Genomic DNA, 26,996 nt, shown 5'->3' on the forward strand with positions numbered 1-26,996 from the left:
TTTTTCTATTACTCAAGCCGTCTATATTATATACGTATTTATTACTTGAAAGAAGGATCCTATTAATGAAGCCAAATTTGGAGGGCAGATTAATCGACTTTATTATGGATAATAAAAAACGATTTTATTTGCTTGCATATAGCTATACCCATCAAGAACAAGATGCGCTTGATATTGTGCAAGAGAGTATTCGCAAAGCATTAGAACATCTGAATACTCTTCATGGCGAACCGCAAATGAAAAGCTGGTTCTATCAAATTGTTGTTCGTACATCTATCGACTTCTTGCGCAAACATAAGCGAACTTCCGTTGTTGAAGATCCAGTATTGGAATCGTTGCTCTCGCAGCAAATCGATACTTACGCCGACCTCGATTTGCAGGTGGCACTTCATCAACTACCAACGATTTATCGTGAGATTATTATTTTACGCTTTTTTGAAGATATGAAGATTGAAGATATCGCCCATGTACTTAATAGCAATATTAATACGGTCAAAGCTAGACTGTATAAAGCATTGAAAATTCTTAAGATTGAATTGCAGGACGAAGAAGGAGAGAATCGCAATGGATAAACATTTAGAGCAACTAGAGAAGCAGTATGAATCTGTACAGATTCCTGAGCAATTAGATGTTACGGTACGTTCAACGATTGCTCAGCATAGAAGAAAAAAAATTATTGGGCGTAAGTGGGGCTTCGGATCTGTCGCAGCTGCCCTCTTATTTACCGCTTGTCTCAATGTAAGTCCAGTGATGGCGAAGTCGCTATCGGATATTCCAGTGCTCGGCAATGTTGTGAGTGTGCTAATTTGGAAGACATATACGGTAGATAAGGATAAATATTCTGCAAATATTGACGTCCCTGAAATTGAAAACAGTGGATCTGATCAAATTTCCTCTTTGTTAAATGAGAAATACAAACAAGAAGCTCAAGCACTGTATGATCAGTTTGTGAAAGATATGAAATATATGGATGACAATGGGGGAGGTCATCTTGGCGTAGATAGTGGTTATGAAATCATTACTGATAACGATCAATTATTGACGATTAGTCGTTACACAGTGAATACGGTAGGTTCATCTTCAACGGTTATCAAGTATGATACGATCGATAAACAGAATGAATTGTTGCTGACGCTACCTAGTCTGTTCAAAAATGACCAATACATTCAGATTATTAGCGATAATGTGAAAGAACAGATGAAACAACAAATTATCGAGACAAATTCGGATAAAACGTATTGGGTTGCTGATGCAGGCATTGCTGATGAAGCACTCGTTGATTTATTCACTACTATTGATCCCGAACAAGGCTTCTATATTACGAAAGACGGTAAGCTAGTCATTGCATTTGATAAATATGATGTAGCACCTGGATATATGGGCAATCCGACATTTGAAATTCCGAGTGAGTTGCTGGCAGATGTACTTGTTAGTGATCAATATATCCACTAGTAGGGGAAGTTCAAAGAGCAGACTTTGATAACGAAGATTTGCTTCGAAGGTTATTCGACATCGCATCTGAAGGGGAAGTCTTTCTGGGAAGACACCGTATAAAAAGCGACTATGCATACTCATGTGTAGTCGCTTTCTTCCTGATTATTAATCATTCACAGCCATCACGCCAAGTGGACCATCATCGACGACGATATCTGCGATATCATACACGGAAATCGGAAATATCGGAAAGCCGAAGACATACGGTGTAATATCATATAGCTGATAGTAGAGCACTAACGTTTTATCAGCAATATAGAAGGATTGTTCCGCATCAATACTCGTAAATGGCTCAAAGGTCTCAATTCCGCGTTGCTTAATTTGCTGGGCGACTAGCTTAGATAGACGACTTACATAGTCGCTGCCAGGAATGAACAATTCCGATAACGAATATTGCTTTTCTTTGCCCATATCGAACGTTAATGATTTCAAATATCTCATTCCATGTGCAGCGTGATAATGATATGCAGAATTCGATTGCGTAATGCTTAATATATTACGCTGATTATTTTTCACTTCATAAGATCCCATCATAATAGTTAACGTTTCTGGTGCATCGCCAACGAGCATATGGATAAGCTGCTGCGTCTGCTCTGCTAATTTATTATTTACTTCGCGCTGCCACTTTTTATTAGTTACCCCTACAATCTCTGGATAATAAACGATCTTTTCAGGGCCATTGGATACAATATTAGTTTGTACACATACTGGAAACATCTCTGACATCGTCACTCACCCACTAACTTTTTTTCTATCTTATTCCGAGTGGGCTTGTGTCGTGAGAGCTGGTTACTATGCTTTTGAGTAGGTTCAGTATCCCATTTCCTTCAGCATACGTGATAATGTACGCAATCTTTCTCCGACCAATTCTCCATCATCACTTAATGCTTGGTTGAATAGCTTTATGTCTTCATCAATTTTCTCATTGTTGTCACATATGCTAATCGTCATAGCATCACCTTGTAAGCCAACTCTTTCAATAACTGGGTTTTCCGGATCGTATAGCTTCTCATAACGATAAGCCTCCTGAAAGTGTAGCTTTGCTTGGCAAACCATAATGGCAAGATCGATAACACGATGCAATGGTAGCTCTTCCGATTGTCTTGACCACTTGCCTCCTGTATGTCTCCATACTTTTGCAGAAATATCAAGTTTCCCGCGATCATTCCACTGTGCCAGTCCTAACGAAATTCCCTTCGCATCGCTATTATAAGCGTACTTACCATCTACATTCTCATAATTTTCGCATACAATAACTGGTTTATGTTTTAACGTTGTTGGAATTTTCATATATAATCCTCCTTAAGTTTGCGTTTCATTCTTATTTACTAAGTTAGTGATTTAGTAATTTACTAAATCACTAACTACAAAATATAATACTGCGTTATTCAATTAAAGTCAATCAGAAGTTGAGATTAGATAAAATACGGTTGTTCCAGCCTATTATCATTCGACATTTTTTGCACATTTACAACCTTTGTATTCGTAAATATGCAGCTATACCTATAGTGTGAATATCTGCAATTTCAAAACCACCTTTCAGTGCACATCATCGAACAAGACTAACATAAGACCATTCCTTTTCTGTTGGAATGGTCTTATACTTCTATTGATACCAACTTAACCGAGTATCAATATGAGTGAACACAGCATGACCACCGTGTTCTATCATTCTAATTTGAAGGGAGTCAATGACAATGCGATATAGACAATTAGGTAATACTGAATTACGTATAAGTGAAGTGAGCTTTGGAACATGGGGAATTGGCGGGGACTGGGGTACAGTTTCCGATGAGGTCTCCTTACAAGCATTACATACAGCTATCGAACAAGGTGTTAATTTCTTCGATACCGCTGATGTATATGGCAATGGACATAGCGAGGAGCTACTTGCAAAAGCTACAGCAGGTCGTGAATCTGACATTCACATTGCTACAAAGTTTTGTCGCCAAGGGAATGTTAATGATCCTGCCAACTATACAGAGGAAGCGGTACGTGCCTATTGCGAAGCAAGTCTACGACGTCTGAAGCGCGAGCAAATTGACTTGTATCAAATTCATTGCCCTTCTTATGATATTCTCAAGCAAGGCTTAGTCTTTGATGTGCTTGATAAGCTGAAAGCAGAAGGGAAAATCCGTTATTACGGCGTTAGCGTTGAAAGTGTGGAAGAAGGATTATTCTGCATGGAGCAGTCTAACGTCAGTGCGCTACAAGTCATCTTCAATCTTTTCCGCCAAAAGATATCACAGCAGCTTCTTCCTGTTGCACAGGCGAAGGGTGTGGGAATTCTTGCACGTGTACCACTAGCTAGTGGCTTACTTACAGGTAAATTCAATCAGCAAGCTTCATTCGAATCGAGTGACCATCGCAGCTATAATAGCAATGGAGAAGCATTCAATGTTGGTGAAACGTTCGCTGGACTTCCGCTTGCTAAAGGTCAGGAGCTTAGTCGTGAGCTAGGCTGGATCGCAGAAGGCAAAGATAATATGACTCGAGCAGCATTGCGCTGGATACTCGATCATGAAGCAGTAAGCACTGTTATTCCTGGCTTCAAAAACTCGCAGCAGGTGCTCGATAATCTTGGTGCATTAGATGTACCATCCTTCTCCCAGGATGAAATGATGCGTTTAGAGCAATGGTACAAAGAAAATGTACACGATCATATTCGTGGCTCTTATTAATACATGCAAAATTTTCTTGATCTAACATGTCGCTAATTGAATGTGAAATGGCGGAAAGGAAGTTCATCTTATGATGGGCTTCCTTTTTTTGTAATCACAGACGAGTATTAGGGAAATTTTGCTTGAACTATACTTATATTCGCATAACAATCGCCGCCGCACTAACGTGCTAACTGAAGAAAAAGTTACTTTGTTCACACCTCAACCCATGCTACGAAGCGAAACAAAGCAAAAACTAACCTCGTTCTTCATCCCTTCACCTATGCCAAAGCGGAGAGTACTAATCATTCTCCTATGCTCCAGCGGAGAGAACTAATTGCTAGTGGTATGCGGTCGTTTTTGTCCTCGGATTTATACCGCTATTCCTATTACAATAAATCCGAGGGCAACGGCGATCGGAACAGCAATTGGTTTTTGGAGCGACCCTGATCGGAACAGCAATTCGTTCTCGGAGCAAACTACATTAGTCTTAATTTCGCCATCGTCTGTTCATACTGCGTTCATAGTCATTGCTTACTATAGAGGAGTAGCAAAGAAAGGGATGATTAATTATGAATATGGCTTGGAAAGAAATAAAGAAAAGTAAGGCGAAATTTGTTATTGTCGGTTCTATCATTTTTCTAATTAGTTTTTTAACATTTATTATTTCCGGATTAGCAAATGGGTTATCACAAGATAATTCAGCACTGATTAAAGGTATGCCCAAAGGACATTTCTATATGAACAGCGATGCGAACGACACTTACAATTTATCCAGAATAGATAGTGAGCAGCAAGCTGAGTTATTAAGTCAGTATCCTGACGCCTCCGCTCTTTCTATTCAAATGGGATTTGTAAATGATGAAAACGATAAGCAGCATAGTGTTGCATTCGTTGCCGCAACCGAATCTGAACTGTTCCCAACCGTTCAACAAGGCGAAGTTGTATTGAACTCGGATGTTGAGGCAGATGGAATTTCGTTGCATTCACAGCTGACGAACAATCAATTCAGCGGTCAGCTATCGGTTGTAGACTTCGCCAACGAGCAAAAGTTCAGTCATGCTGATGTTGCCTTCATTCATGAACTCAATTACAAGGAAATGTATCGTACAATGTCTATGCAATTGCTGTTCATCCCAGGTGATGATGCACCAGCCATTGATGGATTGGTGTCCTTCTCTAACAAACAATTTTTGAATACGATACCTAGCTATAGTGCAGAGCAAATGACTTTAAATATGATTATATGGTTCCTTATCGGGATTAGCGGATTATTGTTCGCGATCTTCTTCTATATGATGAACGTTCAAAAAATCGGTTTGTATGGCATCTTGAAAGCGATCGGTGTAAAAACAAGTACATTATTCCGCATGATGTGGACGCAAATGATTGTTATAACTGTTATTGCACTTATATTATCGATTGCCGCTAGTCAATTATTCAATGCTGTCGCTCCTGCCGGCATGCCCTTTCACCTAAGCTTTGGTGCAACGATTATGCTATCCATTCTATTCCTTATTATTGGTTTCCTTGGTGCAACATTATCTGGTATTCAGATCAAAAAAGTTGAGCCACTACAAGCTATTCAGCAAGGAGAGATGTAAAATGAGTACATTAACGATATCGAATCTCACTAAAACATTTAGTAATGGTGAAGTGAGTGAACAAATATTGAAGGGTATCAATCTTGAAGTAAATAATGGTGAAGTGACGGCGCTTGTCGGAGCATCCGGTTCTGGAAAGAGTACGTTGCTAACGATTGCTGCTGGACTACAACGTGCATCAAGTGGAAAGATTGTATTTCAGGGCAACGATCTCATAACGATGTCGCAAGAGGGAATTCGCCAGCTACGTGCAACGCAGTTCGGCTTCATCTTTCAATCCTCACATCTTGTGCCCTTTCTAACAGTAGAGGACCAGCTATTACTGATGCTCGATGTAGCGGAGAACAAGCTTAGTAAGCAAGATCGCAAAAAAGAAGTTACCAATATGCTAGAGCTCGTCGGGATGGAACATCGTCAGCATGCATATCCATCTTCATTATCCGGTGGTGAGAAACAACGTGTTGCCATTGCGCGAGCGATCATACATCAGCCACAAATATTGTTTGCCGATGAGCCGACTGCAAGCTTAGATTCTAGCCGCTCGAAGGATGTTATGACGCTTATTCAAACCATTACGAAAAAGCTTAATATTGCAACACTGCTCGTTACCCATGATGAAGAAATGCTGCCTTTCGCAGACCGTATCATTATAATGCGTGACGGTGTCATTCTGTAATATCGCAGCTACTCTCGCTTAAAAAGCGTTCAAGTAATGCTGTATGCAAAAGATATATGCGATTTTCGATATTGACTAGGAAAAAGAAAAGAAGCAGATCCAAGTAGTTCAAACTACTTTGGATCTGCTTCTTCGTTTTATTATCATTATTATTATTTCTTACTCCATATTCTTGTATTCAGATCAAATTCTTCAATAAGACCGAAGAAAAACTTTAGATCTTCATAGACGGCCTTCATCCGATATCCTGCACTGTGCTCCTTATGCATTGGCTCTTCGAAGTAATTATTGTCAGAGGCTATCGCAATACACATATAGGAATCAACAAAAGAAATATCGATTTGTTCATTATGCGTTTTTTTGAATTGTAATATTTGTTCCATTAAATTCGGGGATAATAAATATCTCGCCTCAATATCATTGGAGGTTCTTACATTAAAATGTTCATTGAACTCTTCGCTTTCAAGCTCAATATTGATTTTTGCTGCTCGACTTGAGCCGACCATCGAATATTGCTTGAATGAGCCAAACATTTTCTTGAAAAATCCACTATCAGGCGGCACGACCTTACGCGATTGTAATATTGTAATACCCGAGAAGTTTTTTTTGAAATCAGCTACAAATAACACTCCTGAAAATCTTGTATGCTCTGTCGTTGTTGTATTCCCTTTAGAGTCTCTAGTACGAGTAATTTCAACTAATGTTAGCTCCGAGAAGCGAAATTCAGTCAGACCTAATTGCCCAATAAGCAAATCTTCTCCCGTTGTACGATCAATTGTAAAATCGAACAATTTACAGCGCTGAATCCAATGATCATCCATTCGATCCTCAGGATAGTAATTGCAGTAGTAGGTATGTTTTTCGCTATCCGTTAGTGTTGCACATAGCTCCACTGTTTTGGAGGCAAACGGTGCAATCACTTCTCTTTTAAACATCGTTCGATATTGCTCTGCGCTTTTGCGCTTGGCGTATAAAGATATTAACCAAATAATAATGAAAATAATCCAACCAATAATAAAATAATACGACTGATAACTTAAACTAACCAATGTACTTATAACATTCACAACAAAAAGTATCGCCAATACGCGATTATACTTCGCACGCTTTTGCTGCGCAAGCTCTCTTATTTGATCCAATGCTTCAAGTGGAACCGTAAGCCGCGCATTTACTTCCCCATAAGTTGGTAACATCCCCCGTTACCTCCCTAATATATTTCTTAGATCTACTTCAGCCTTTTTCTCTTGGGCAATTTCTAGCAGGCTTTCTTCACGGAATCCAAACATCCCGGCGACCATATTCGTCGGCACAGATTGAATCGCTGTATTGTAGCCCGCAACATTGGAATTATAGCTACGACGACTAGCTGATAGCTTCTCTTCTAGCTCATTGATCGTCCGTTGTAGATGCAAATAGTTTTCATTCGCTTTTATTTCAGGATACGCTTCTGCTTGAAAATTAATTGAAGAAAGTGCTCTATCTACTTCCTCGTATTGCTTCATTTTCTCCGCTGAAGGCGCTTGATTGCGCAATCCCGCACGCAAGCTCGTAACTTGCGCAAGTGTCTCACGTTCATGTGTTGCATAAGAAACAACTACTTCCGCAATTTGTGTCAATGCGTCATAACGATTTTGCAAATAAACATCAATAGCAACTAAAGCTTCTTTAATGCGATTACGTCTACTAACTAGACCATTGTATGTAGCAATTAAGAAAATACCTACAATTACAATGATACCAAGCAATATACCAAAGCCTACCATTGTCATCACCTCATCGAGTTTAATACTATTAGATTATCATATTTATCGAGAAATTGTAGCTTTTATGTAATAATTTTACTGCTTGATTACCGAATCTTTATTCTATTCATATTCTGCTACTGATCAAAATAGTTCACAAAAGGGGGCCATAATGTTTCTTACAACATTAGGACATACAAAAAAAGCTCCCCTTGATTATTGGTACATTACGGTCCAACTATCAAGAGAAGCTTTTATATTGTAATTTTATATTATCTATTCTAAATTCGCATGATTGCCGTACATTACTCTACCGCTGCTACGCTGCTTTTGCATCATTTTCAAGATAACAGCATCGCACACTAGCAATAATACTTGTTCAAATAAAGAACCCATTGGTTGTATTGAGGCTTCTTCATCTAACTGATTTTTCGGTACTCCTGGCAGTTGAACGATGAGATGTGCTAGTCTCCCTATAGTAGAAGACGCAGATAAAGTCATTGTCGCTACTGTAGCTTCTAGACTTCTTGCTTTCTCTGCCATCGGTATAAGCGATTTCGTCTCTCCTGAACCCGTACCTATTAACAATAGATCTCCCTTTGCAATACTACGTGTCACTGTTTCACCAACAACGTATACATCAAGTCCAAGATGCATCAACCTCATTGCAAACGCCCGCATCATTAATCCAGAACGACCTGCACCTGCTACAAAAACACGCCCAGAGTTTGTAATAGCCTCCGCTAATTGATCTAACTGCTCATCAGCCACTTGATCAGCTGCTGCATGAAGTTCGGCCATAATGGAATGAATATTATAGTTATTCGTCATATCAGCCACTATCCTTGTTGAATCAATTGTTGCATTTGAGCAGCTGCCGCTTGAATATCTGCATGCCCTGTAATGCCGCCACCAACAATAATAAGATCAGGCCCAGCTGCAATTACTTCAGGTAATGTATCTAGCTTAATGCCACCTGCTACTGCAATTTTTGCATTTTTCACAACAGATTTGATCGTACGAAGATCTTCAAATGAATTTTGGCCAGCGGCTTGAAGATCATAGCCTGTATGAACACAAATATAATCTACGCCCAATGCATCTACTTGCGTTGCACGCTCCGCTAAGTTTTTCACCGCAATCATATCAACCAAAATTTGTTTCCCTTGTTTTCGAGCTTCTGCAACAGCACCTTGAATGCTAGCATCTTCTGCAACACCAAGAATTGTAACGATATCAGCACCTGCTTCAGATGCTTTCATAACTTCATAGCCACCTGCATCCATAATTTTCAAGTCTGCAAGAACGGTTAAGTTAGGAAAAGCTTCTTTGAGAGCTTTAACTGCATGTAATCCTTCATTAATAATAATTGGTGTTCCAATCTCAACAACGTCAACATAAGATTCTACCTGCTTCACAACTTCAATTGCCCCTGGGATATCAACAAGATCTAACGCTAATTGTAATTTCATATATGATCTACTCCTCTATTGTTTGGTTTATGTTACAAAACCAATTCTAGAGTTTAATGTTCTGTTTGAACAGTACGCACTTTAATGTAACGTAGTACCCATTTGGTAACTATCAAGTAGATATTCACTCATTTTTGGGAGAATCTGCTTCCATGGAAAGATGCTTATCTCCCCATTCTGATAGTACATTCAGCAGTTGTTTTACCGTCAAACCATACTCCGTTAAAGAGTATTCTACTTTCGGTGGAGCTTGCACATATACTTTACGCTCTATAATAGAATCTTCTTCTAGTTCACGTAGCTGTTGTGTTAGCATCTTCTGAGTGATTTGAGGCATCTCTCGCTTCAATTCACCGAATCGATGTGTACCTTCTGTCAAATGACAAAGAATAACAGGCTTCCACTTTCCGCCTATAACCTTCAACGTTAATTCAACTGTCTCTTTAAAATGTAGATCACCCAAGTTTCATGACTCCTTACTTTATCATAATTCGACCTCTATATTGAGAGATCACTTAATCGGCATCGAATATAAAGCCCAATTTTTGAACTTGCACTCATAGATATATCATACCATTATATAGCTGCATAACGATATTTTCGAAAATCCATCAACCTGTCCAAGCAATTACTCTATGAATACATACTATGAAACTATCAAAAGGAAAGAGGTGATGATAGAATGACTCGTAAATCACTTAGACCTTATCTTAACGGTATTTCGCCATATCCCCCCAAACCAATTCATCGTAGACCGGTAATTGTAACGTTCGAAAATACTATTGCCGTATCAGACACTAGTAATACGAATAACAATGTTGTATATTCTGTTGATTCTAGTTTTGTATCAACGCTAGCTGCATCTTTTGTAAACATTGGCTCGATTGGTTTCAATGTTAACTTAATCTTCAATAGTGGACCAAGTAGAACATTTACACTTGTAGCAGGCGACAGCATTACGTTTTTGTATAACGATATCCGTGAAATTTCCTTAACTGGTTTTTCTCCTATCGAACCATACTTTGGAACATTTAAATATCAAGTTTCGTATATTCCAAAAGTATAATCTTTCACTACTTAATAGACGCCATTGATATTTACTAGATTGATATAGTTTCGTTGTAAAAGGGCTAGGAAGGTGAGTGTTAACGCTCACCTTCCTAGCCCTTTCTTTATGGATATTGTAGCATCACTCGCCCAATATCCATACGCTGAGTACATAGCTTATTTCACGTAAGCTTTATTCATGAAGCTTGCACCGTTATGCTGTAAGCATACGTTTGTGGTGGTAGGCTCATCGTCATCGCCATGCTATGCTCAATATGAATAACCATTCCCATTGCTAACTCATCAAGCCCAATTACTTCACCAGCTTGATTCCGAATAATTGTGTTCTCATCAACATTGAGAACGACACCATTCACACCTATTCCATCTATTTGGATCGACTTATACTTACCAATCTTTCTAATACTAGTAATGACACCGTTTCTAGCGACCATCATCGGTTGTTCCATCTTTTTCATCCTCTCCTAAATCCATGTTCACATACTTAACTTATTTATATGAAATGTTTGAACATTTCTCTACAACTAACTACTTTCTCGCGCTTCATGTGTCAAAATACCGAATCATCATTATTTTAGTCTAATTGGACTTAACTTTCAAAAATTATAAGCTATAATACATATAGTATGAAGATCCAATCACAACAACTATATATAGTGTTTTTTTATTGTTTTCGACTAAACTTGTTCGCTCTGAATAACATTTTCTGATGAGGGTTACAAGCTGTTTTCACCATTTAGGGAGGTCATCACTTGATTAATACCGATAGCAAATTGATGGAAATCATTGCTGAAATTACTTTTTCTGATGCAGAGACAACAAATAGTAAGCGCGAAAACGCCAATATTGATGGAAACACTGCAATGGGAACTATGCTTCAATATGGTAGTGTCGTATCCAAACATTTTTGTAAAACTCACGTATTACAACCACATCATGCTCTCGCTCACGATGTTGGGGATATTCATATTCATGATATGGATTTTATGAATATGGGTACATTAACTTGTTGTCAGATTGATTTACATAAACTATTTGCAAATGGCTTTTCCACTGGTCACGGGTTTTTACGTGAACCGAACGACATTATAAGTTATGCAGCATTAGCTGCAATCGCTATTCAAAGTAATCAAAATGATCAGCATGGTGGACAAAGCATTCCATTTTTCGACTATGGACTATCTGATGGTATTAGGAAAACATTTAAGAAAAGCTACGCTAATTACTTACGACAAGGATTACAGCTTCTCCTTGAACTTGAAGATGAACCGTTATTACAGATGAACAAGTGGGTTCACAAGATGGAGTCAGAAAGTAAACATACATTACAAATTGATATGATTACGCAATATAAAGGATACGAGCTGAAACAACTTACTCATCTGTATTCCATTAATGAATCGACTGCGAACAAAATTCAACAATTCGCTTACACGGAAGCTTATCGTGAAACAAATCGTAAAACGTATCAAGCGATGGAAGCTTTTATTCATAATCTAAATACGATGCATTCTCGTGCCGGGGCTCAAGTTCCCTTTTCCAGCATTAACTTTGGTACAGATATATCAGCAGAGGGCAGAATGGTATCTGAAAATCTCCTTCTCTCTGTTGAACAAGGTTTAGGAAACGGTGAAACAGCGATATTTCCAATTCTCATTTTCAAAGTAAAAGAAGGAATTAACTATAATGCTGGTGATCCCAACTATGACCTATTTCAGCTTAGTTGTCGCGTGTCGGCGAAACGCTTATTTCCTAACTTCAGCTTTCTAGATGCTCCGTTCAATGCTAAACATTATGTTGCAGGTAGACCAGAAACGGAAGCAACTTATATGGGTTGTAGAACAAGAGTGCTAGGTAACGTATATGGGGAGGAAATTGTTAGCGGAAGAGGTAATCTATCCTTCACTACGATCAATCTCCCACGACTCGGAATTAAGCATGGTATTATTTCTCACTCTGAACCGATGCTGCAACAATTTTTTGAAGCATTAGATCAACAGATTAAGCTGGTCATCGAACAATTATTGGATCGAATGAAGCTACACTCGCCACGCCATTACATCTGTAATTCCATTTTAATTGAAACCGTCATGATGGGTTATACATTATGGCGGTTTTTTGCAACTTTTTATCGGATAGAAAAATTCACGAGCATACTTAAATAGATGAATAGCATAATATTTACAGTGGTACCTTGCATTATTCAGTAGCTCAAGTTATAATCATAATTAAGTAGTGATTAATGAACAGTACTGAATCATACGATATACCAACTCTATAATTTATAATTGATCGGTGGTGGAAGGATTTGAACATTAATGTGCAGTTCAAGAAAGGTGTATTAGAGCTTTGTGTATTAGTGCTTATTCATAGAAAAGAGCGCTATGGCTTTGAACTAGTTCAGCAGGTTTCTAACTATGTACAGGTTGCGGAAGGAGCACTCTATCCTTTGCTAAGAAGATTAGTTACCGAGGGACACTGTACAACGTATTTACAGGAATCGAACGAAGGACCACCCAGGAAATACTATAAGCTCACAGCTAATGGGGAGCAATATATGGAGGAAATGTTGAAGGAATGGAATCAATTTGTGAAGGATGTTTCTAGTTTATTGGAGGACGGTGCAGAACATGAGTAAAACGCTATTTCTGAAGCAATTTCGAAAAGGTATTAATGCAATGCCCCTGAAGGAGCAGAATGAATTATTAGAAGATTATGAAACACATTTTGCATTTGGAGAACAAGCGGGTAAAACGGAGGATGAGATTTCACTTGAGCTTGGCGATCCTTTAGAGTTAGCGCAGGTAGCTATGGAGGATTATTTAAAAAATTCCCCTGCTACAATTAAAAAGTCGGAGTCGATGTCCAGAACAGTCTTTGCTGTAATCGGATTGTTCTCCCTCAACTTTATACTTGCGGTCGTTCCAATCGGGATAGCAATCTGGGCTACTTGGTTCAGTTTAATGGTAAGTGCAGGTGTTATGATTATTGCACCTCTGTTAGTATTGGTCGATTTTATAATCAATGGCGAATTCATTCTTGGTAAACTTTTTGCTACCATTGCGATTTCTGGGATAGGGATCTTATTCGGTATCGCATGTAAATATCTAGGTACAATGCTTCTGAAGGTTACGAAGTCTTACTATTATTGGAATGTTCGCGTCATTAAAGGAGGGAAATAATATGAGAAAGCGTTGGATTCTTACCGCCATCATTCTTATTGTCATTGGTATCACAGGTTTATCGTTTAATAAGTTCCAATTGGGGAACGGAAATTTAAAAAGCGTTGAGAAGACATGGACCTTCGATCCACAAACATTAAATAACGTTACCGTTATTGGTACATCTAATGATGTGAAAGTGACATTCGTTAATAATGACAGTGATACAGGTTCCATATTAGTTGAAGGAAAGACCGAACAGGCGACTATTGATCAAATTAATAAGGCTTCCATTGTAAATAGCAAATACGAGCTTGATCTAACGACTAAGTTCAAACTACAAATTTTCTCTTTGGATTTTAGTTTTGAGAGTGAAAAAATCCACATCACTGTAAGTTTGCCTAAGGATCATGTTCTAGAAACTGTAGATATAGGTACGAATTCCGGGAACCTTAACGCTGAACACGTACTAGCACAACAGGCAACGATAACTACAAAGTCAGGTAATCTTAATGTTGTAGCCATACTAGCAGAACAAGCAACGATAACTACGAATTCAGGCAATCTTAAGGCAGAAGAGATACAAGCTGAAAATGTATTGCTAACAACGAAATCTGGTAATCTGATTGCCGATAATATAACTGGTAATCTGCAAGCATCTATTAACTCAGGTAATATGAAACTTACTAATGTTTCCGGTCAAGTTACTGCAGAAAGTAGTTCGGGTAATATAACTATTTCACAATCTACAGTACATGGTGCTGATGTTAGTGCTTCATCAGGAAATGTAACCTTTACCGTTGCTGAAGGGTTTAGTGGGTTTTATGAACTACGTTCTAATTCAGGAACTATTAAAGCACCAGATTCTATTGGAACTTCATCAGATATGATCAAAATTAATACAAAGTCAGGCAATATTAAAGTCAAGTAATCTAATTCGTTTCTAGTTCAAGAGATAGATTCTTTGAACTAAAACTGTAGGTGTGTCTATTCCAAGCAACTTGGAGAGGCACACCTATTTTTTCTTATTTAACAATTGGAAGGGATTTACGTACGGTAACAGAATAGTTAATATATCGTTAAACTCATTCCAAAAGGAGGCATCAATGACTTTCCCTGTATGGATTAATCTTGGATTCATTACATTGCATCCACATACCGTATTCGAAGCATTAGCCTATTTCTTAAGCTTCCGTGTATATTTGTACACACGAACAAAAGGTGCTCTTCGGATCGATCAGGGAATGTGGATTATTGTTGGAGCTATTATCGGTGCGGCAATCGGCTCTAAAGTACTGTTCTGGTTTGAAGACCCTTTTCAATTACTGCAGAAGTGGAACGACTATGTATACCTTATGAGTGGGAAAACCATTGTAGGTGGACTGCTCGGTGGGCTTATAGGCGTTGAATTAATGAAGAAAAGAATGGGTATTACCCGCTCCACTGGCGATGATATGACGCTACCTCTAATCATGGGAATTGCGATTGGACGTATTGGCTGCTTCTTAACTGGTCTTGATGACCATACGTATGGCACACCAACGACATGGATTACTGCTATCGATTTTGGCGATGGGATTCCACGTCACCCTACACAATTATATGAAATATTATTCTTACTTCTACTCGCTACCCTACTTCTAAGCTACAAACATCAATTACGTAAACGGCAATCTCTAGCAACGACCTCACCCAAGACTCTACCTAACGGCGCTATCTTCCAACTATTTATGACTAGTTATCTTACTTTCAGATTTGCGATTGATTTTATTAAGCCAACCCCTCATCCGTACTTTGGACTGAACAATATGCAGATTGCTTGCTTAGTAGCATTAATTTACTACGGATCGCTCTTGTATCAATGGATTGGAAAACCACATCAACCTTATTCGGAGGATACTAATTATGCCAACCAAAAATAGACCCTATATTTTCTACGAGTTAACGAATAGTATATGCTCCCAGTGTCTACGTAAAGTAGAAGCAAAAGTCATTATCGAAGACGATCAAGTATTTCTACTTAAATATTGTGGCCATCATGGGCGAGAAAAAGTATTAATTTCAACCGATGTTGAATATTACAAGAAGTGTAGGGAGTTTCTCAAACCTGCAGAAATGCCCCAACATTGGAATACGCCCATTCGTTACGGCTGTCCCTATGATTGTGGATTATGCCCAGACCATGAGCAGCATAGCTGTCTAACCTTGCTTGAAATAACGGAACGCTGCAATCTACAATGCCCAATATGTTATGCGGAATCTTCTCCCCAGCACGGATCATTTCGCTCATTAGAGCAAATAGAAAAGATGCTTGATGCTATCGTCCGTAATGAAGAAGAACCAGACATTGTGCAAATTAGCGGTGGTGAACCAACGATTCATCCGCAGTTTTTTGAAATTCTTGATCTCGTCAAAAGTAAGCCTATCAAGCATATTATGGTCAATACAAATGGATTGAAGATTGCTCAAGATCGCAAGTTTGCCGAGCGATTGGCATCCTATATGCCAGGCTTTGAAATTTATTTGCAATTTGATAGCTTTGAAGAAGCTACACTACGTGAATTGCGAGGGGTAGATCTACGCGAGGTTCGTCGTAAAGCATTAGCTAATCTTAACGACTACAATATTTCTACGACATTAGTTGTAACACTCAAAAAGGGACTCAATGATCATGAAATTGGTGATATTATTCAATTCGGATTGAAACAACGTGCTGTTCGAGGCGTAACATTCCAGCCAATTCAAGCTGCTGGTAGACTCGAGGAATACGATCCTGCCAAGGAGCGACTTACACTTAGTGAAGTACGTCAAGGCATTATCGATCAATCTGACCTTTTCCTACCTGAAGATATTATCCCCGTGCCATGTCATCCAGATTGTCTAGCTATGGGATATGCTCTGAAGCTAGGTGATGAAGTTATTCCACTAACGGGCATGATGGACCCCGCAATTTTATTAGAGGGCGGCAGAAATACGATCGTCTTCGAGCAGGATATTAATTTGAAAGCTAAAATTTTTGATCTATTTTCCACCGCTCATTCACCAAGTTCATCAGCACTTTCACTCAAAAATCTATTATGCTGCTTACCGATGGTATCTGTTCCTCAAGATATTAATTACGATAATGTATTCCGTGTCATTATTATGCAATTTTTGGATCCCTATAACTTCGATGTTCGTTCAGTCAAAAAATCATGTGTCCATATTGTACATCCAGATGGTCGTATTATCCCCTTCGATACATATAATATGTTCTATCGTGGAGATAAAGAGGAGAAATTAGTTGAGCTGCAACGTGAATTTGAACTAAGATCAAGAGGTGATTAGTATGAATGATGATGAAAATCAAGATTTGCAAGACTCTGAAATCACTAACCTAACCTCAAAGGAAAAGAAATCTTACAATCTCAAACATGTATGGTTAGGCATTGGATTATTAGCAGTACTACACCTCATACTATTCCTGTTTCCTATAGGATTTTTCTTTATTGGTGTAGTACAAATCGCTTATTTATTTCCAGCTACACTCATTTTTAGTAAATATCCTGGTATTGTGCAAGGACTATTGATTGGAGCCGGTATTACTTTCTTATTAAATGCCGCTTGCTTTGGACTTTTCGTAAGTGGCGTTCTTTATTAATGACTTGTCCACCACTTGCAATAGCTATCAAAAAAGGCTATCGCAAGTACGATCGATAACGATCTTACTTGTGATAGCCTCAGCGCTCAACTTATTAAAGGTTATACAAAAAGCGGACTTTGAACTTTCACTATTACAGTTTCTTCACAAACTCCGACTTTAATTTCATAGCTCCAAAGCCATCAATTTTGCAGTCGATATTGTGATCTCCATCGATCAAACGTATATTTTTCACTTTCGTACCTATCTTCAATACGGAAGAGCTTCCTTTTACTTTAAGATCTTTCATAATAGTAATGCTATCACCATCATTCAAAACATTTCCGTTTCCATCCTTCACAATCTCGGTACCCAACGTATTGTCGCTTTCCGATTCCAATGTCCATTCATGAGCACATTCTGGACAAACTAACAGACTTCCATCCTCGTATGTGTATTCTGAATTACATTTAGGGCAGTTTGGCAAACTAGACATAATTTCATATTCTCCATTCGTTAATGTTGTACTACACTACTTCGCCATCAGTATGCCTGACTCCTGTTTTATCATTGTGAACTATGTTCCACAAAATGTTCGATAGGGTCCTGTTTCCTCATCAGGTAAAGTAGCAAATACCGATTGTTCGGCTGAATGCTCGTAAGGATTAGATAGCAATGCCAATAGTTGAACCATTACGGTATAATCGCCATGCTTAGTTGCAGCTTCTAATGCTGCCTCCACTCGATGATTACGTGCAATAATCGCTGGATTGCTATTACGCATTAATTGCTGCGCTAGCTCTGTTGATTGTGATTGTCGCTCTAATCTATTTTGCCACTGCGTATACCATAACTTAAACTCTTCTGTAGCTGCTAATGCGGAGTTTTCCAGTTGATTGAACGTCAACATAATAAATGTATTCGTGTAATCCGCTCCATATTGGTGCATCATACCAAGTAAATCTTTAATAAGCGCTTCGTCTTGTTCCTCTTCGTTATACAATCCTAACTTCGCTCTCATTCCAGCCAGCCAACGAGCATAATACTCCGTTGCATAGTTTGATAATGCAGCCTGCGCCAATTCAACCGCTTCAGCATGATTGTCATGAAGCAATGGTAGAAGTGTTTCTGCAAACCGTGACAAATTCCAACTACCAATATACGGTTGATTACCGTAAGCATAGCGTCCCTCTCGATCAATGGAGCTAAATACCGTTGCAGGGTCATAACTATCCATAAATGCACATGGACCATAATCAATCGTTTCGCCGCTAATGGCCATATTATCCGTATTCATCACACCATGAATAAAGCCTACCAATTGCCAGCTTGCAATAAGATGAGCTTGACGCTTAATAACTTCTTCAAGCAAATGAAGATAACGATTATCATCAGCAGCAATATAAGCATAATGACGCTCAATCGTGTAGTCCGCCAATTGCCTAAGCTCGTCATCATTACCCCATTGAGATACATATTCAAACGTACCGACTCGCAGATGACTAGCTGCTACACGAGTAAGAACAGCACCTGGTAAATTCGTTTCACGAACAATCGTTTCCCCAGTCGCCACTACAGCTAAGCTACGAGTAGTAGCAATGCCCAATCCATGCATCGCCTCACTAATGATATATTCCCGGAGCATCGGACCTAGTGCTGCTCTGCCATCACCTCGGCGTGAATAGGGAGTTGGACCCGAACCTTTAAGCTGTATATCTACACGTTCACCTTGAGGAGTAATCTGTTCACCAAGCAGTACGGCTCTACCATCACCTAGCCTATTGAAATGACCAAATTGATGCCCGCCATATGCTTGTGCAAGTGGCATGGCATGCTCTGGAATCCTATTTCCAGCTAATGTTGCCACTCCTTCTTCGCTTAGCAGTGCGCTTGCGTCTAACCCTAATGCTGCCACCAATGGTTCATTAATAATAACTAGCTTGGGCGATCTTACTGGTGTTGGATTAATTAGCGTATATAGAGTTTCAGGTAAATGAAGATAACTATTATCGAAATGCCAGCCTGTCTCTAATCGTTTTTCATTAGTAGTCATTATATAGCCCTCTCTATTGCAATTTTTCATTTCCATCACTACGCTAAAGCGTTGCGACTAGTTTTCACGGATATTATTTATGGTTTGCTTGAGAAAAGCAAAACGTACCTTTTTAAACATAACGCATTAACGATTACTGCTAGCGATACATTGATTTCTTCCAGCTCTTTTTGCTTCATATAAGCATTGATCAGCTATATCGAACAATTGTGTAAGATTCGTTGATGTAGCTGGATAAGCAGAAATTCCAGCAGAAACCGTAATATAATCACCACAAGGGCTTATTGTGCTTTCAATTATTTTTCTTAACTTCTCAGTAACCTCATAAGCTTCCTGCTCATTCATTTGATGGAGAAGCAATACGAACTCTTCGCCGCCATAGCGACAACAAATATCTTCTTTCCTAGCTACTTCACGCATTTTTTCTGCTAGAAACTTTAATACTTCATCACCAACAGAATGACCATAGGTGTCATTTACTCGTTTGAAATGATCAATATCCAATATAACAATAGAGAAAGTTGTCTCGTTATTTCTCCACTTTTGCGTATACTCATCCATTGTTCTACGATTCATTAGCTTTGTTAATGGATCTGTTTGAGACTGCTCTGTAATAAAGTCTACCTTTTCATGGAAAAACCCAAGGCTATAAGTTAATGCCTTTTTCAATTGAATGGCTTCATAATACCAAGCTTTTACTTTATTCAAGCTTTCGCTTTGATTTTTCTCGGTGCTAGATTCAATAAAGCCAACCAGCTTTTGCAGCGGTTGGGCAATTAATTGTGATATTAACACAATAATAACTAACGATAACAACAAATAAGGCAATGCATTCACAATCATTTCTTGCATCATTTCTGTCGTTGGTGCCAATGCAACTGCTGCTGGACGTTGTGAGACGACTCCCCAACCTACCGACGGAACATAGGCATATCCCGCAAGCATGTCGATTTTTTCCGTATTAAGAACACGGGTTGCTCCATTTTGCTTGTTCATCAATTGCTGTACCACTGGATTTTCCGATACTACATCATTAATTCGTTCTGAATTTTTATGATAAATTATATGACCCTCTTGATCGACAACATAGACATAAGAGCCATCTTCATAATAATGCTGTCCTAAAATTTGATTAAGTATATTTTCTTCTTTTAAGTATAAGCTTCCCCCAACAAGGCCTAAATAATGTTGATTCTCATCAAAAATAGGATAAGAAATAAAAATAATTAATCTTCCAGTAATTGATAAATAAGGCTTAGATACAACGGGTCTTTTCTCTCGTAATGCTTCTTTTCCACCTTCAGAATCCATAAGTTTACCGACTAGATCAAGCGTTTGAGGCGATGTTGCGACGATTTCACCGTTTGCATCAACAATAACAACAGAGTTAAATGTAGCTGTTTGATGCTTGAGCCGTTCAGTCTCTTCAAATAGCCTAGCGCTAGCATCCTCGTTTGTCATATATGAGGCAATCTCATGTGAGCTCCAAGCTAATGTTTGAAGTGTCATTTGAAAGAAGACATCTGTCGTATTTGCAAGTTTTTCAGCATACATCTGATTCGTTTCTAAAGCACTTTCTATTAATGTGTTTTTACTCATTCTATAACCTGATGAGATACTACTAAATAACGTTAATATGACCGATAATAGCGCTACTGACAATATAAGATACTTTAAAGAAATTTTCATAATGTATTATGCCTCCCCTCTAATATCTTCTTCAACCAAATATATCATATTTCGCTATTTTTCGCGGATTTATTTATAATAAAAAGCCATGCAAGAGCTGCTCGGCTTACACTTCAAACTCAGATAAAATCCCCTTTAATTCATTAACCTTATCCATATTTCTACTTACATTTGTAATTACTTAATTTCCCTTCATAAACTAACGCCAACTGCTCACTTTGCCGAAAATCGTCGGGTGTCACTAATGCAGGAAGCTTATTCCATAGCTTAATTCCCGAACGCTCTAATATTTCCGCAACAAATTGCGAACAAAAATAAGAGTTGCTAAATTCAACCGGTTCCTTGAGCGCGATGCCGATCACACCTAAAATATTATACATATACTTTTGACGACTCCGAACAAAAATTTGCAAAACTCGCTTCATCTTCTCGATCTCACGTTCAGTTACTTGAAGCTCGTAGATGACACAGGTCGTATTGGGATATTTGCTAAATGTACCCGTCTTAAGATCCTCCTTAACGAAGCCGCCATTCAGAGGATTATTAGGATGCTTTCTGCCAAAGCTATACAACTCAGACAACTTTGAGTCAAAGGAAATCGAAGCGTGATTATAGGGCGCTTTTGTATAGCCTTGAATCATCTTCGTAAATAGCGTTCCTGTATTCGTAAGTAAAATATAAATTGATAGATTATTTGACATACTTACAAAAACCCCTTTTGAAAATTGTTCATTTCCTTCATAATAACATATGAACCCTTTTATGGCGCATGTTCAAAAAGTAACCTTAAAAGGGATTCTACCTTATACTAAGTTGGTGATTCGTCCTGGACAGTTCATTAGTAAAGCTCATCATTGTTTTGGCAGCTGTAGCCGTCATACAATTGTTATATGTTATCATACGTAAAATACAGCCTATTAAAGATTATACGAATATTGGAGCTCGTATCAAAATGTGGTGGGGCATGCTTATTATTTTTGGTTTTGCCACGCTACTCAATCCGCTAGTATCATTAATTTCGTTAATGGGACTTTCGTTTTTTGCACTTAGAGAATATTTCTCCATGATCAAATCAAGTAAAGCGGACAGAAGATTATATTTATGGGCGTACTTATCAATCCCATTGCAGTTTTATTGGATCTATATTGAATGGTATGGAATGTTTATTATATTTATCCCAGTGTATGTATTTTTATTAATTCCAATTCCACGATTAATTAATAAAGGAACGGTCGGATTTCTCCGCAGCGTTAGCTCGGTACAATGGGGACTAATGCTTATGGTTTTCGGACTTAGTCACTTAGCTTATTTCCAATTTGCTACGCCGCAATATGGAGCAGGATTAGTGCTATATCTTGTTATATTGACGCAGCTCAATGACGTTGTTCATAATCTAGTATCAATCTATTATAGCAAAGGAAAAGTTGTTCCTACTGCCAATGCTAATTTGACTTGGGCAGGCTTCATCTGTGCCTTTGTAATAACGACGGCTGTTTCATATTTAATCTACCCGTATCTCACACCGCTTGATCTAATGTTCGGAATACTTTCTGGTATGCTCATTAGTTTAAGTGGATTTCTCGGCAGTTTAACCGTTTCCGTGCTAAAGCGAGATTTATTACTTGGCGATGATAATAAATTCGAAGCTTTGAAAAAAAGCCATCTAAGTAGAATCGACAGCTTAACTTATACTTCACCAGTATTATTCCATGTTATCCGTTATTTCTTTGATTTCATGTGAAGCATATGTATTCTACTTAAAATTGTACGCTACAGCTGAATATGTCCCTTGTATAAATAATGGGTCAACAGAGCAACTAAGATTATTAAGTTGCTCTGTTGACCCTTATTCTTGAAAGTATTGCTTATCCATTTACAATATTTTGAACCCGACCGACACGGCCATCCTCTAATCTAACCTTAATTCCATGCGGATGCTGTGGTGAATTAGTCAGCAAATCCTTCACTATTCCACGCGAGGTTTTACCTGTACGCTGATCCTGCTTTAATACGATATCAACCTCTAGTCCCGGCTTGATATTACTTCTCAATTTACCATCCATGTCTTGTTTCATCTCCAACTTTATATTATCAGTAAACCTTATCGTAACATAACTTATACTAACGTTCTATTAGAGTAAAATCAAAATAGGCAAGAGCATTGTTTCCTTATAGGAAGCACACTCTTGCGTATTTCAATCCAGCTTCATCTTCGATGCCAACTAAGCTACGTCAGCCAATCATCGTTATCAAATTCCGATTTTTGAACTACCGCTTACAATGAAGGTTCAAAAAGCGGGCTTTCAGAACCCAGAAGATGGAGTGCTACTTGAGAAAGGCGGAAGCGCAAGTGTACATAGTTGGTACACGCGAACCGTACTTTCCAAGTTCACTTCATATTCGATGTCGACTAAGCTACGTTAGTCAATCATCGTTATCAAAGTCCGCTTTTTGAACTACCGCTACTCTTACAGTGGTTTGAATTCAATCCACTCTATCTGCATCCCCGGCTTCACAAAATCCAGCTTCATCTCATATAGACCCGCTTCTAGCTCTACTTTCACAAGCTTCTGCTTAATCCATTTACCATCTGTTCCGTTCGTTTGAATTGTCGTCATTAACTGATCATTCAATGTTACATTACAAACCGTTTGTGCGACATTCGTTTCTGGTGACATAATATGAACGATAAGACGATACTCGCCCGCCTCATCTACCTTCATATAGATCGATTCATTCACGACAGGTGTAACTTGTGCATTATCAGATAATGACTGAACTACTGCTGGTGTAAGTGATGGATTGGCTGTTAATTTCGTAACAACATCTTCAATGACATGATCTCTTGTAAATACAATCGAATTCATAATAAACTCACAAATATTTATCGCACTACGCTGTAATTCTCCGCGTGTTAATGTACCGTTCTCTAATGATTCCATCGTATTGTCATCTAAGGAGTTAATTTCTGCCCCGTAGTTATTAACGACCATATATAGATCATTTTGCGCGCGCACCATAAAGTTAGTGTACTTCAAGCTTGGTGCTCCACCATGGACAACATCATTCATAACTGCCCACCAGTCCGTCATCACGATCCCTTTGAAGCCCCATTCTCCTCGAAGAATTGTTGTATTCAAATCATAGTTAGAAGCAGACCAATGTCCGTTAATTGCGTTATATGAGGTCATGATGGAATTCGCACCGCTTTGTTTTACAGCAATTTCAAACCCTTTCAAGTAGATCTCACGTAATGCACGCTCAGATACTACAGCATCTACCTTCGTACGGTATTGCTCCTGATTATTACAAGCAAAATGCTTCAGAGTAGCATTAGAGCCACCCTTCTTAATGCCACTTGTGCATGCCGCAGCAAAAGCACCAGTTACGAGAGGATCTTCAGAGAAATACTCAAAATTCCGACCATTAAGTGGGCTGCGGCGAATATTCAGCCCTGGTCCAAGTAAAGTATCAATGTTATTTCTTAATAGTTCTTGACCTTCCATCACGTAAAGTTGTTCTACTAGGTTCGTATCCCATGTGGCAGCAAGTAAAGTTCCAATTGATACTTGCGTTGCTTTATGTCCACTGTCCATACGAATGCCAGAAGGACCATCAGCTGTACACGCTACTGGAATGCCAAGCTTGAATAGATTATCGCTAATTCCACCGAATGCAGAAGCTGTACCTGGTGTTACAAGCGGACTACCCATACCTTCGCCTCTAACAATTGCCGCAAGATCTTGATCACCAAGCTGAGCAATAAATGTCTCCATGCTTACCTTTTGATCATAAACATCTTGTAATTTGTACCCTTGGTCACCAGTTTGCTCCAACGTTTTCGGTAGATTTTGCTCTATACGTTCAGCTAACGAAATTTGTTGTGTAGGAACTTCTACAGAAATCAATTCATAAGTGCCATCTGCTTTCAGTGAACCTGGTGCCATTCTAGTAAAGCTTTCTGTTGGTGCCAACGCTTCTGTAAGTTGCTCGATCACTTGAATCGTATCTACAACATATCCGCTTTGATCTTTTAGACTAACGTTTACTGTATTTTTCACGCTATTACCAACATGTAGCTTGTATGTTCCAGCCTCTAATATATAAGCAGAGCGATATCCAGTTACACCACTATCATCATAGGACGCCATAGAATGAATAGGGAAGGTTACTGTTAACGTTTGAGTTTCTCCTGGTTGAAGCTCCTTCGTCTTACCGAAAGCTGCTAATACTTTAACAGGTTGACCTAACTTACCTTGTGGTGCTTCATAATACACTTGGATAACTTCTTTACCCGCGAACTGAATACCATTATTAGTAACTGTTGCACTAATTTCAATACAATCGACGCCTTCTTGTGAAACTAACTTCGCTTCCAATTGAGCAATGTCAAAATCGGTATAGGAAATACCGTAACCGAATTCAAACTGAACTTTCTCAGGACAGAATGTCTCGAAGTAGCGATAACCTACATATATATCTTCTTCATAAATGGTCGTCTTCTCATTACCGAATTGATGAGTTGACGGATAATCCTCAATCGCATAAGCTATCGTATCCGTTAGTTTGCCGCTAGGTGTTACATCACCAACTAATACATCAGCGATTGCGTTACCGCCCTCCATGCCACCTTGCCATGCATAGATTACAGTTGAAATCGGGTTGACATAACTAGCATCATTCAGCCAACTCATATCAATAATATTCGATACATTCAATACAACGACTGTGTGTTCAAAATGTGCCGTTACAATATGCAACATTGACTTTTCATCAGCTGTTAGTTGATAGCTTCCAGGCTCATCCGCATTATCCTTATCTTCGCCTGCTGTACGTCCAATAACAATAATTGCTTTATCAGACTCGCTTCTTGCCGCTAGTACTAGTTCATCTGATAATGGCATTTCCTTCTGGAACCATGGTTCAGCAGCCCAGCCGCCTCCACCATTGTCGAATGGATTTTCTACAATCCATTGTTCATATGTAGCAGCTAATGGTTCATTAACTGTAATGTTGTCTTTACCACGAAGACCATCCAATAAATTCGTTGTATGTGTCACATGAACACTACCACCTGAACCTGTACCGCTACGGTAATAATTAATTTGAGTTCTACCGAAAATGGCAACCTTATCCTCATTTTGCAAAGGAAGAACTTTATTATTATTTTGCAACAATACCGCGCCCTGTGCCGCCACTTCCCTGCTAAATTCAGCAAACCCTTCTAATGGAACGCCTATTTGTTCTGTAATCAACTCATCCACTCCCTATCGCTTATTACTTATATATTTTGAACTTACACTTATATCCATAATAACCCAACGAAGATACAAATTATAGTACGTATTAGAGTACAAATTATATGCAATTTTGTCTTATCGTTGGACAATCTCGCTCTATAGCTATGACGATTACTACTCAAATTAGCTATAGAGCATATATCACTTGTTCATAGCAATTATAATTGAAGTCATCGATAATGGTAAAGGAATGGAGCAGGAGCAGATTGTGCAGCTATTAAATCCAGCAATGAAAGGAAAGGGTGGAATCGGGCTTGCCAATACGAATCGACGGTTAACACAACTGTATGGACATGGCTTGTCTATTGTCAGCAAACCTAATGAAGGAACAACCGTTTCCTTTATGATTCCGGATCATTATAGTAAGTAGTATTTCCCGCTATACTCTTGAACAACAAAGAAGCAGTTCCCTATATATTGAGGGACTGCTTCCTTGTATATATTTAGACTATCTATCG

The 26,996-nt window shown here is 38.7% G+C and carries 28 protein-coding genes and 2 pseudogenes; 16 read left to right on the forward strand and 14 right to left on the reverse strand.

All coding sequences use genetic code 11. The features are described from left to right. Window positions 1–65 precede the first annotated feature (65 nt). The gene (locus AC1TO5_RS15720; protein ID WP_482063780.1) at window positions 66–572 is read left to right on the forward strand and encodes an RNA polymerase sigma factor; all 507 of its coding nucleotides are present in this window, start codon (window positions 66–68) and stop codon (window positions 570–572) included. Beyond that, a complete protein-coding gene (gene rsiV, locus AC1TO5_RS15725; RefSeq protein WP_482063781.1) occupies window positions 565–1,452 on the forward strand; it encodes an anti-sigma-V factor RsiV in 888 nt (295 codons plus the stop codon). Before AC1TO5_RS15720 ends, rsiV begins: the two co-directional genes overlap by 8 nt. Window positions 1,453–1,599: 147 nt before the next feature. Here the strand turns inward: rsiV and AC1TO5_RS15730 are convergent, their stop codons facing one another. Both AC1TO5_RS15730 and AC1TO5_RS15735 read right to left on the reverse strand, forming a co-directional pair. Then, a complete protein-coding gene (locus tag AC1TO5_RS15730) occupies window positions 1,600–2,220 on the reverse strand; it encodes a DUF3298 and DUF4163 domain-containing protein (RefSeq protein ID WP_482063782.1) in 621 nt (206 codons plus the stop codon). 84 nt (window positions 2,221–2,304) lie between these two features. Continuing rightward, window positions 2,305–2,784, reverse strand: coding sequence for a DUF6530 family protein (locus AC1TO5_RS15735; protein ID WP_482063783.1), 480 nt, complete (start codon window positions 2,782–2,784; stop codon window positions 2,305–2,307). Between the two features lie 407 nt (window positions 2,785–3,191). Between AC1TO5_RS15735 and AC1TO5_RS15740 the strand changes: the two genes are divergently transcribed. From AC1TO5_RS15740 to AC1TO5_RS15755, 4 genes are all read left to right on the forward strand, one after another. Further along, on the forward strand, window positions 3,192–4,175 hold the full coding sequence (locus AC1TO5_RS15740) for an aldo/keto reductase (protein WP_482063784.1): 984 nt from the start codon (window positions 3,192–3,194) through the stop codon (window positions 4,173–4,175). Window positions 4,176–4,491: 316 nt separating this feature from the next. Next, the gene (locus AC1TO5_RS15745; RefSeq protein ID WP_482063785.1) at window positions 4,492–4,761 is read left to right on the forward strand and encodes a hypothetical protein; all 270 of its coding nucleotides are present in this window, start codon (window positions 4,492–4,494) and stop codon (window positions 4,759–4,761) included. Then, window positions 4,727–5,758: an FtsX-like permease family protein gene (locus tag AC1TO5_RS15750; protein WP_482063786.1), complete on the forward strand. Its 1,032-nt coding sequence runs from the start codon at window positions 4,727–4,729 to the stop codon at window positions 5,756–5,758. The genes AC1TO5_RS15745 and AC1TO5_RS15750 overlap by 35 nt, the downstream gene beginning before the upstream one ends. A gap of 1 nt (window position 5,759) precedes the next feature. Continuing rightward, window positions 5,760–6,434 (forward strand): ABC transporter ATP-binding protein, encoded by a 675-nt coding sequence (locus AC1TO5_RS15755; RefSeq protein ID WP_482063787.1) that lies wholly within the window; start codon window positions 5,760–5,762, stop codon window positions 6,432–6,434. Between the two features lie 152 nt (window positions 6,435–6,586). On the opposite strand, the gene AC1TO5_RS15760 is transcribed toward AC1TO5_RS15755, so the two are convergent. From AC1TO5_RS15760 to AC1TO5_RS15780, 5 genes are all read right to left on the reverse strand, one after another. Continuing rightward, window positions 6,587–7,627: a DUF3137 domain-containing protein gene (locus AC1TO5_RS15760; RefSeq protein ID WP_482063788.1), complete on the reverse strand. Its 1,041-nt coding sequence runs from the start codon at window positions 7,625–7,627 to the stop codon at window positions 6,587–6,589. 6 nt (window positions 7,628–7,633) lie between these two features. Beyond that, window positions 7,634–8,197: a LemA family protein gene (locus AC1TO5_RS15765; RefSeq protein ID WP_482063789.1), complete on the reverse strand. Its 564-nt coding sequence runs from the start codon at window positions 8,195–8,197 to the stop codon at window positions 7,634–7,636. Between the two features lie 255 nt (window positions 8,198–8,452). Beyond that, window positions 8,453–9,007 (reverse strand): 6-phospho-3-hexuloisomerase, encoded by a 555-nt coding sequence (hxlB, locus tag AC1TO5_RS15770; RefSeq protein WP_482063790.1) that lies wholly within the window; start codon window positions 9,005–9,007, stop codon window positions 8,453–8,455. 8 nt (window positions 9,008–9,015) lie between these two features. Next, window positions 9,016–9,648 carry a 3-hexulose-6-phosphate synthase gene (hxlA, locus tag AC1TO5_RS15775; RefSeq protein ID WP_482063791.1) on the reverse strand — a complete coding sequence of 211 codons (633 nt, stop codon included), beginning with the start codon at window positions 9,646–9,648 and terminating at the stop codon, window positions 9,016–9,018. Window positions 9,649–9,772: 124 nt separating this feature from the next. Then, a complete protein-coding gene (locus tag AC1TO5_RS15780) occupies window positions 9,773–10,111 on the reverse strand; it encodes a winged helix-turn-helix transcriptional regulator (protein ID WP_482063792.1) in 339 nt (112 codons plus the stop codon). Window positions 10,112–10,330: 219 nt separating this feature from the next. On the opposite strand from AC1TO5_RS15780, the gene AC1TO5_RS15785 reads away from it, so the two are divergent. After that, window positions 10,331–10,714, forward strand: coding sequence for an S-Ena type endospore appendage (locus AC1TO5_RS15785; protein WP_482063793.1), 384 nt, complete (start codon window positions 10,331–10,333; stop codon window positions 10,712–10,714). A 178-nt stretch (window positions 10,715–10,892) separates the two neighbouring features. Here the strand turns inward: AC1TO5_RS15785 and AC1TO5_RS15790 are convergent, their stop codons facing one another. Continuing rightward, a complete protein-coding gene (locus AC1TO5_RS15790) occupies window positions 10,893–11,165 on the reverse strand; it encodes a hypothetical protein (RefSeq protein WP_482063794.1) in 273 nt (90 codons plus the stop codon). A gap of 309 nt (window positions 11,166–11,474) precedes the next feature. Here AC1TO5_RS15790 and nrdD point away from each other — a divergent pair. The 7 genes and pseudogenes from nrdD to AC1TO5_RS15825 all read left to right on the forward strand — a co-directional run. Next, a pseudogene (gene nrdD, locus AC1TO5_RS15795) lies at window positions 11,475–12,749 on the forward strand (anaerobic ribonucleoside-triphosphate reductase); the annotation flags it as partial. A 275-nt stretch (window positions 12,750–13,024) separates the two neighbouring features. Next, the gene (locus AC1TO5_RS15800) at window positions 13,025–13,354 is read left to right on the forward strand and encodes a PadR family transcriptional regulator (protein WP_482063795.1); all 330 of its coding nucleotides are present in this window, start codon (window positions 13,025–13,027) and stop codon (window positions 13,352–13,354) included. Next, window positions 13,347–13,898 (forward strand): HAAS signaling domain-containing protein, encoded by a 552-nt coding sequence (locus tag AC1TO5_RS15805; protein WP_482063796.1) that lies wholly within the window; start codon window positions 13,347–13,349, stop codon window positions 13,896–13,898. The genes AC1TO5_RS15800 and AC1TO5_RS15805 overlap by 8 nt, the downstream gene beginning before the upstream one ends. A 1-nt stretch (window position 13,899) precedes the next feature. Continuing rightward, window positions 13,900–14,808, forward strand: a complete 909-nt coding sequence (locus AC1TO5_RS15810; RefSeq protein ID WP_482063797.1) for a DUF4097 family beta strand repeat-containing protein — start codon at window positions 13,900–13,902, stop codon at window positions 14,806–14,808. Between the two features lie 175 nt (window positions 14,809–14,983). Continuing rightward, window positions 14,984–15,799 (forward strand): prolipoprotein diacylglyceryl transferase, encoded by an 816-nt coding sequence (locus AC1TO5_RS15815; protein ID WP_482063798.1) that lies wholly within the window; start codon window positions 14,984–14,986, stop codon window positions 15,797–15,799. Next, window positions 15,783–17,204 carry a radical SAM protein gene (locus AC1TO5_RS15820; RefSeq protein ID WP_482063799.1) on the forward strand — a complete coding sequence of 474 codons (1,422 nt, stop codon included), beginning with the start codon at window positions 15,783–15,785 and terminating at the stop codon, window positions 17,202–17,204. Before AC1TO5_RS15815 ends, AC1TO5_RS15820 begins: the two co-directional genes overlap by 17 nt. 1 nt (window position 17,205) lies before the next feature. After that, window positions 17,206–17,517, forward strand: a complete 312-nt coding sequence (locus AC1TO5_RS15825; protein ID WP_482063800.1) for a hypothetical protein — start codon at window positions 17,206–17,208, stop codon at window positions 17,515–17,517. A gap of 133 nt (window positions 17,518–17,650) precedes the next feature. Here AC1TO5_RS15825 and AC1TO5_RS15830 read toward each other — a convergent pair whose 3' ends face one another. From AC1TO5_RS15830 to AC1TO5_RS15845, 4 genes are all read right to left on the reverse strand, one after another. Next, window positions 17,651–17,992 (reverse strand): zinc ribbon domain-containing protein YjdM, encoded by a 342-nt coding sequence (locus AC1TO5_RS15830; RefSeq protein WP_482063801.1) that lies wholly within the window; start codon window positions 17,990–17,992, stop codon window positions 17,651–17,653. An 81-nt stretch (window positions 17,993–18,073) separates the two neighbouring features. After that, window positions 18,074–19,549 carry a protein adenylyltransferase SelO gene (locus tag AC1TO5_RS15835; protein ID WP_482063802.1) on the reverse strand — a complete coding sequence of 492 codons (1,476 nt, stop codon included), beginning with the start codon at window positions 19,547–19,549 and terminating at the stop codon, window positions 18,074–18,076. 126 nt (window positions 19,550–19,675) lie between these two features. After that, the gene (locus AC1TO5_RS15840; protein ID WP_482063803.1) at window positions 19,676–21,238 is read right to left on the reverse strand and encodes a sensor domain-containing diguanylate cyclase; all 1,563 of its coding nucleotides are present in this window, start codon (window positions 21,236–21,238) and stop codon (window positions 19,676–19,678) included. Window positions 21,239–21,399: 161 nt separating this feature from the next. Beyond that, complete coding sequence (locus AC1TO5_RS15845; protein ID WP_482063804.1) at window positions 21,400–21,939, reverse strand: hypothetical protein; 540 nt, start codon at window positions 21,937–21,939, stop codon at window positions 21,400–21,402. A 125-nt stretch (window positions 21,940–22,064) separates the two neighbouring features. Between AC1TO5_RS15845 and AC1TO5_RS15850 the strand changes: the two genes are divergently transcribed. Continuing rightward, the gene (locus AC1TO5_RS15850) at window positions 22,065–22,979 is read left to right on the forward strand and encodes a phosphatidate cytidylyltransferase (RefSeq protein WP_482063975.1); all 915 of its coding nucleotides are present in this window, start codon (window positions 22,065–22,067) and stop codon (window positions 22,977–22,979) included. A 124-nt stretch (window positions 22,980–23,103) separates the two neighbouring features. Here AC1TO5_RS15850 and AC1TO5_RS15855 read toward each other — a convergent pair whose 3' ends face one another. Beyond that, window positions 23,104–23,301, reverse strand: coding sequence for a YwbE family protein (locus AC1TO5_RS15855; protein ID WP_482063805.1), 198 nt, complete (start codon window positions 23,299–23,301; stop codon window positions 23,104–23,106). A 405-nt stretch (window positions 23,302–23,706) separates the two neighbouring features. Beyond that, window positions 23,707–26,493: a glycoside hydrolase family 3 C-terminal domain-containing protein gene (locus AC1TO5_RS15860; protein ID WP_482063806.1), complete on the reverse strand. Its 2,787-nt coding sequence runs from the start codon at window positions 26,491–26,493 to the stop codon at window positions 23,707–23,709. 202 nt (window positions 26,494–26,695) lie between these two features. Here AC1TO5_RS15860 and AC1TO5_RS15865 point away from each other — a divergent pair. Then, window positions 26,696–26,908, forward strand: a pseudogene (locus tag AC1TO5_RS15865) (sensor histidine kinase); the annotation flags it as partial. Window positions 26,909–26,996: the final 88 nt, after the last annotated feature.

The sequence above is a fragment of the Paenibacillus sp. Y930 genome (genome assembly GCF_056786375.1).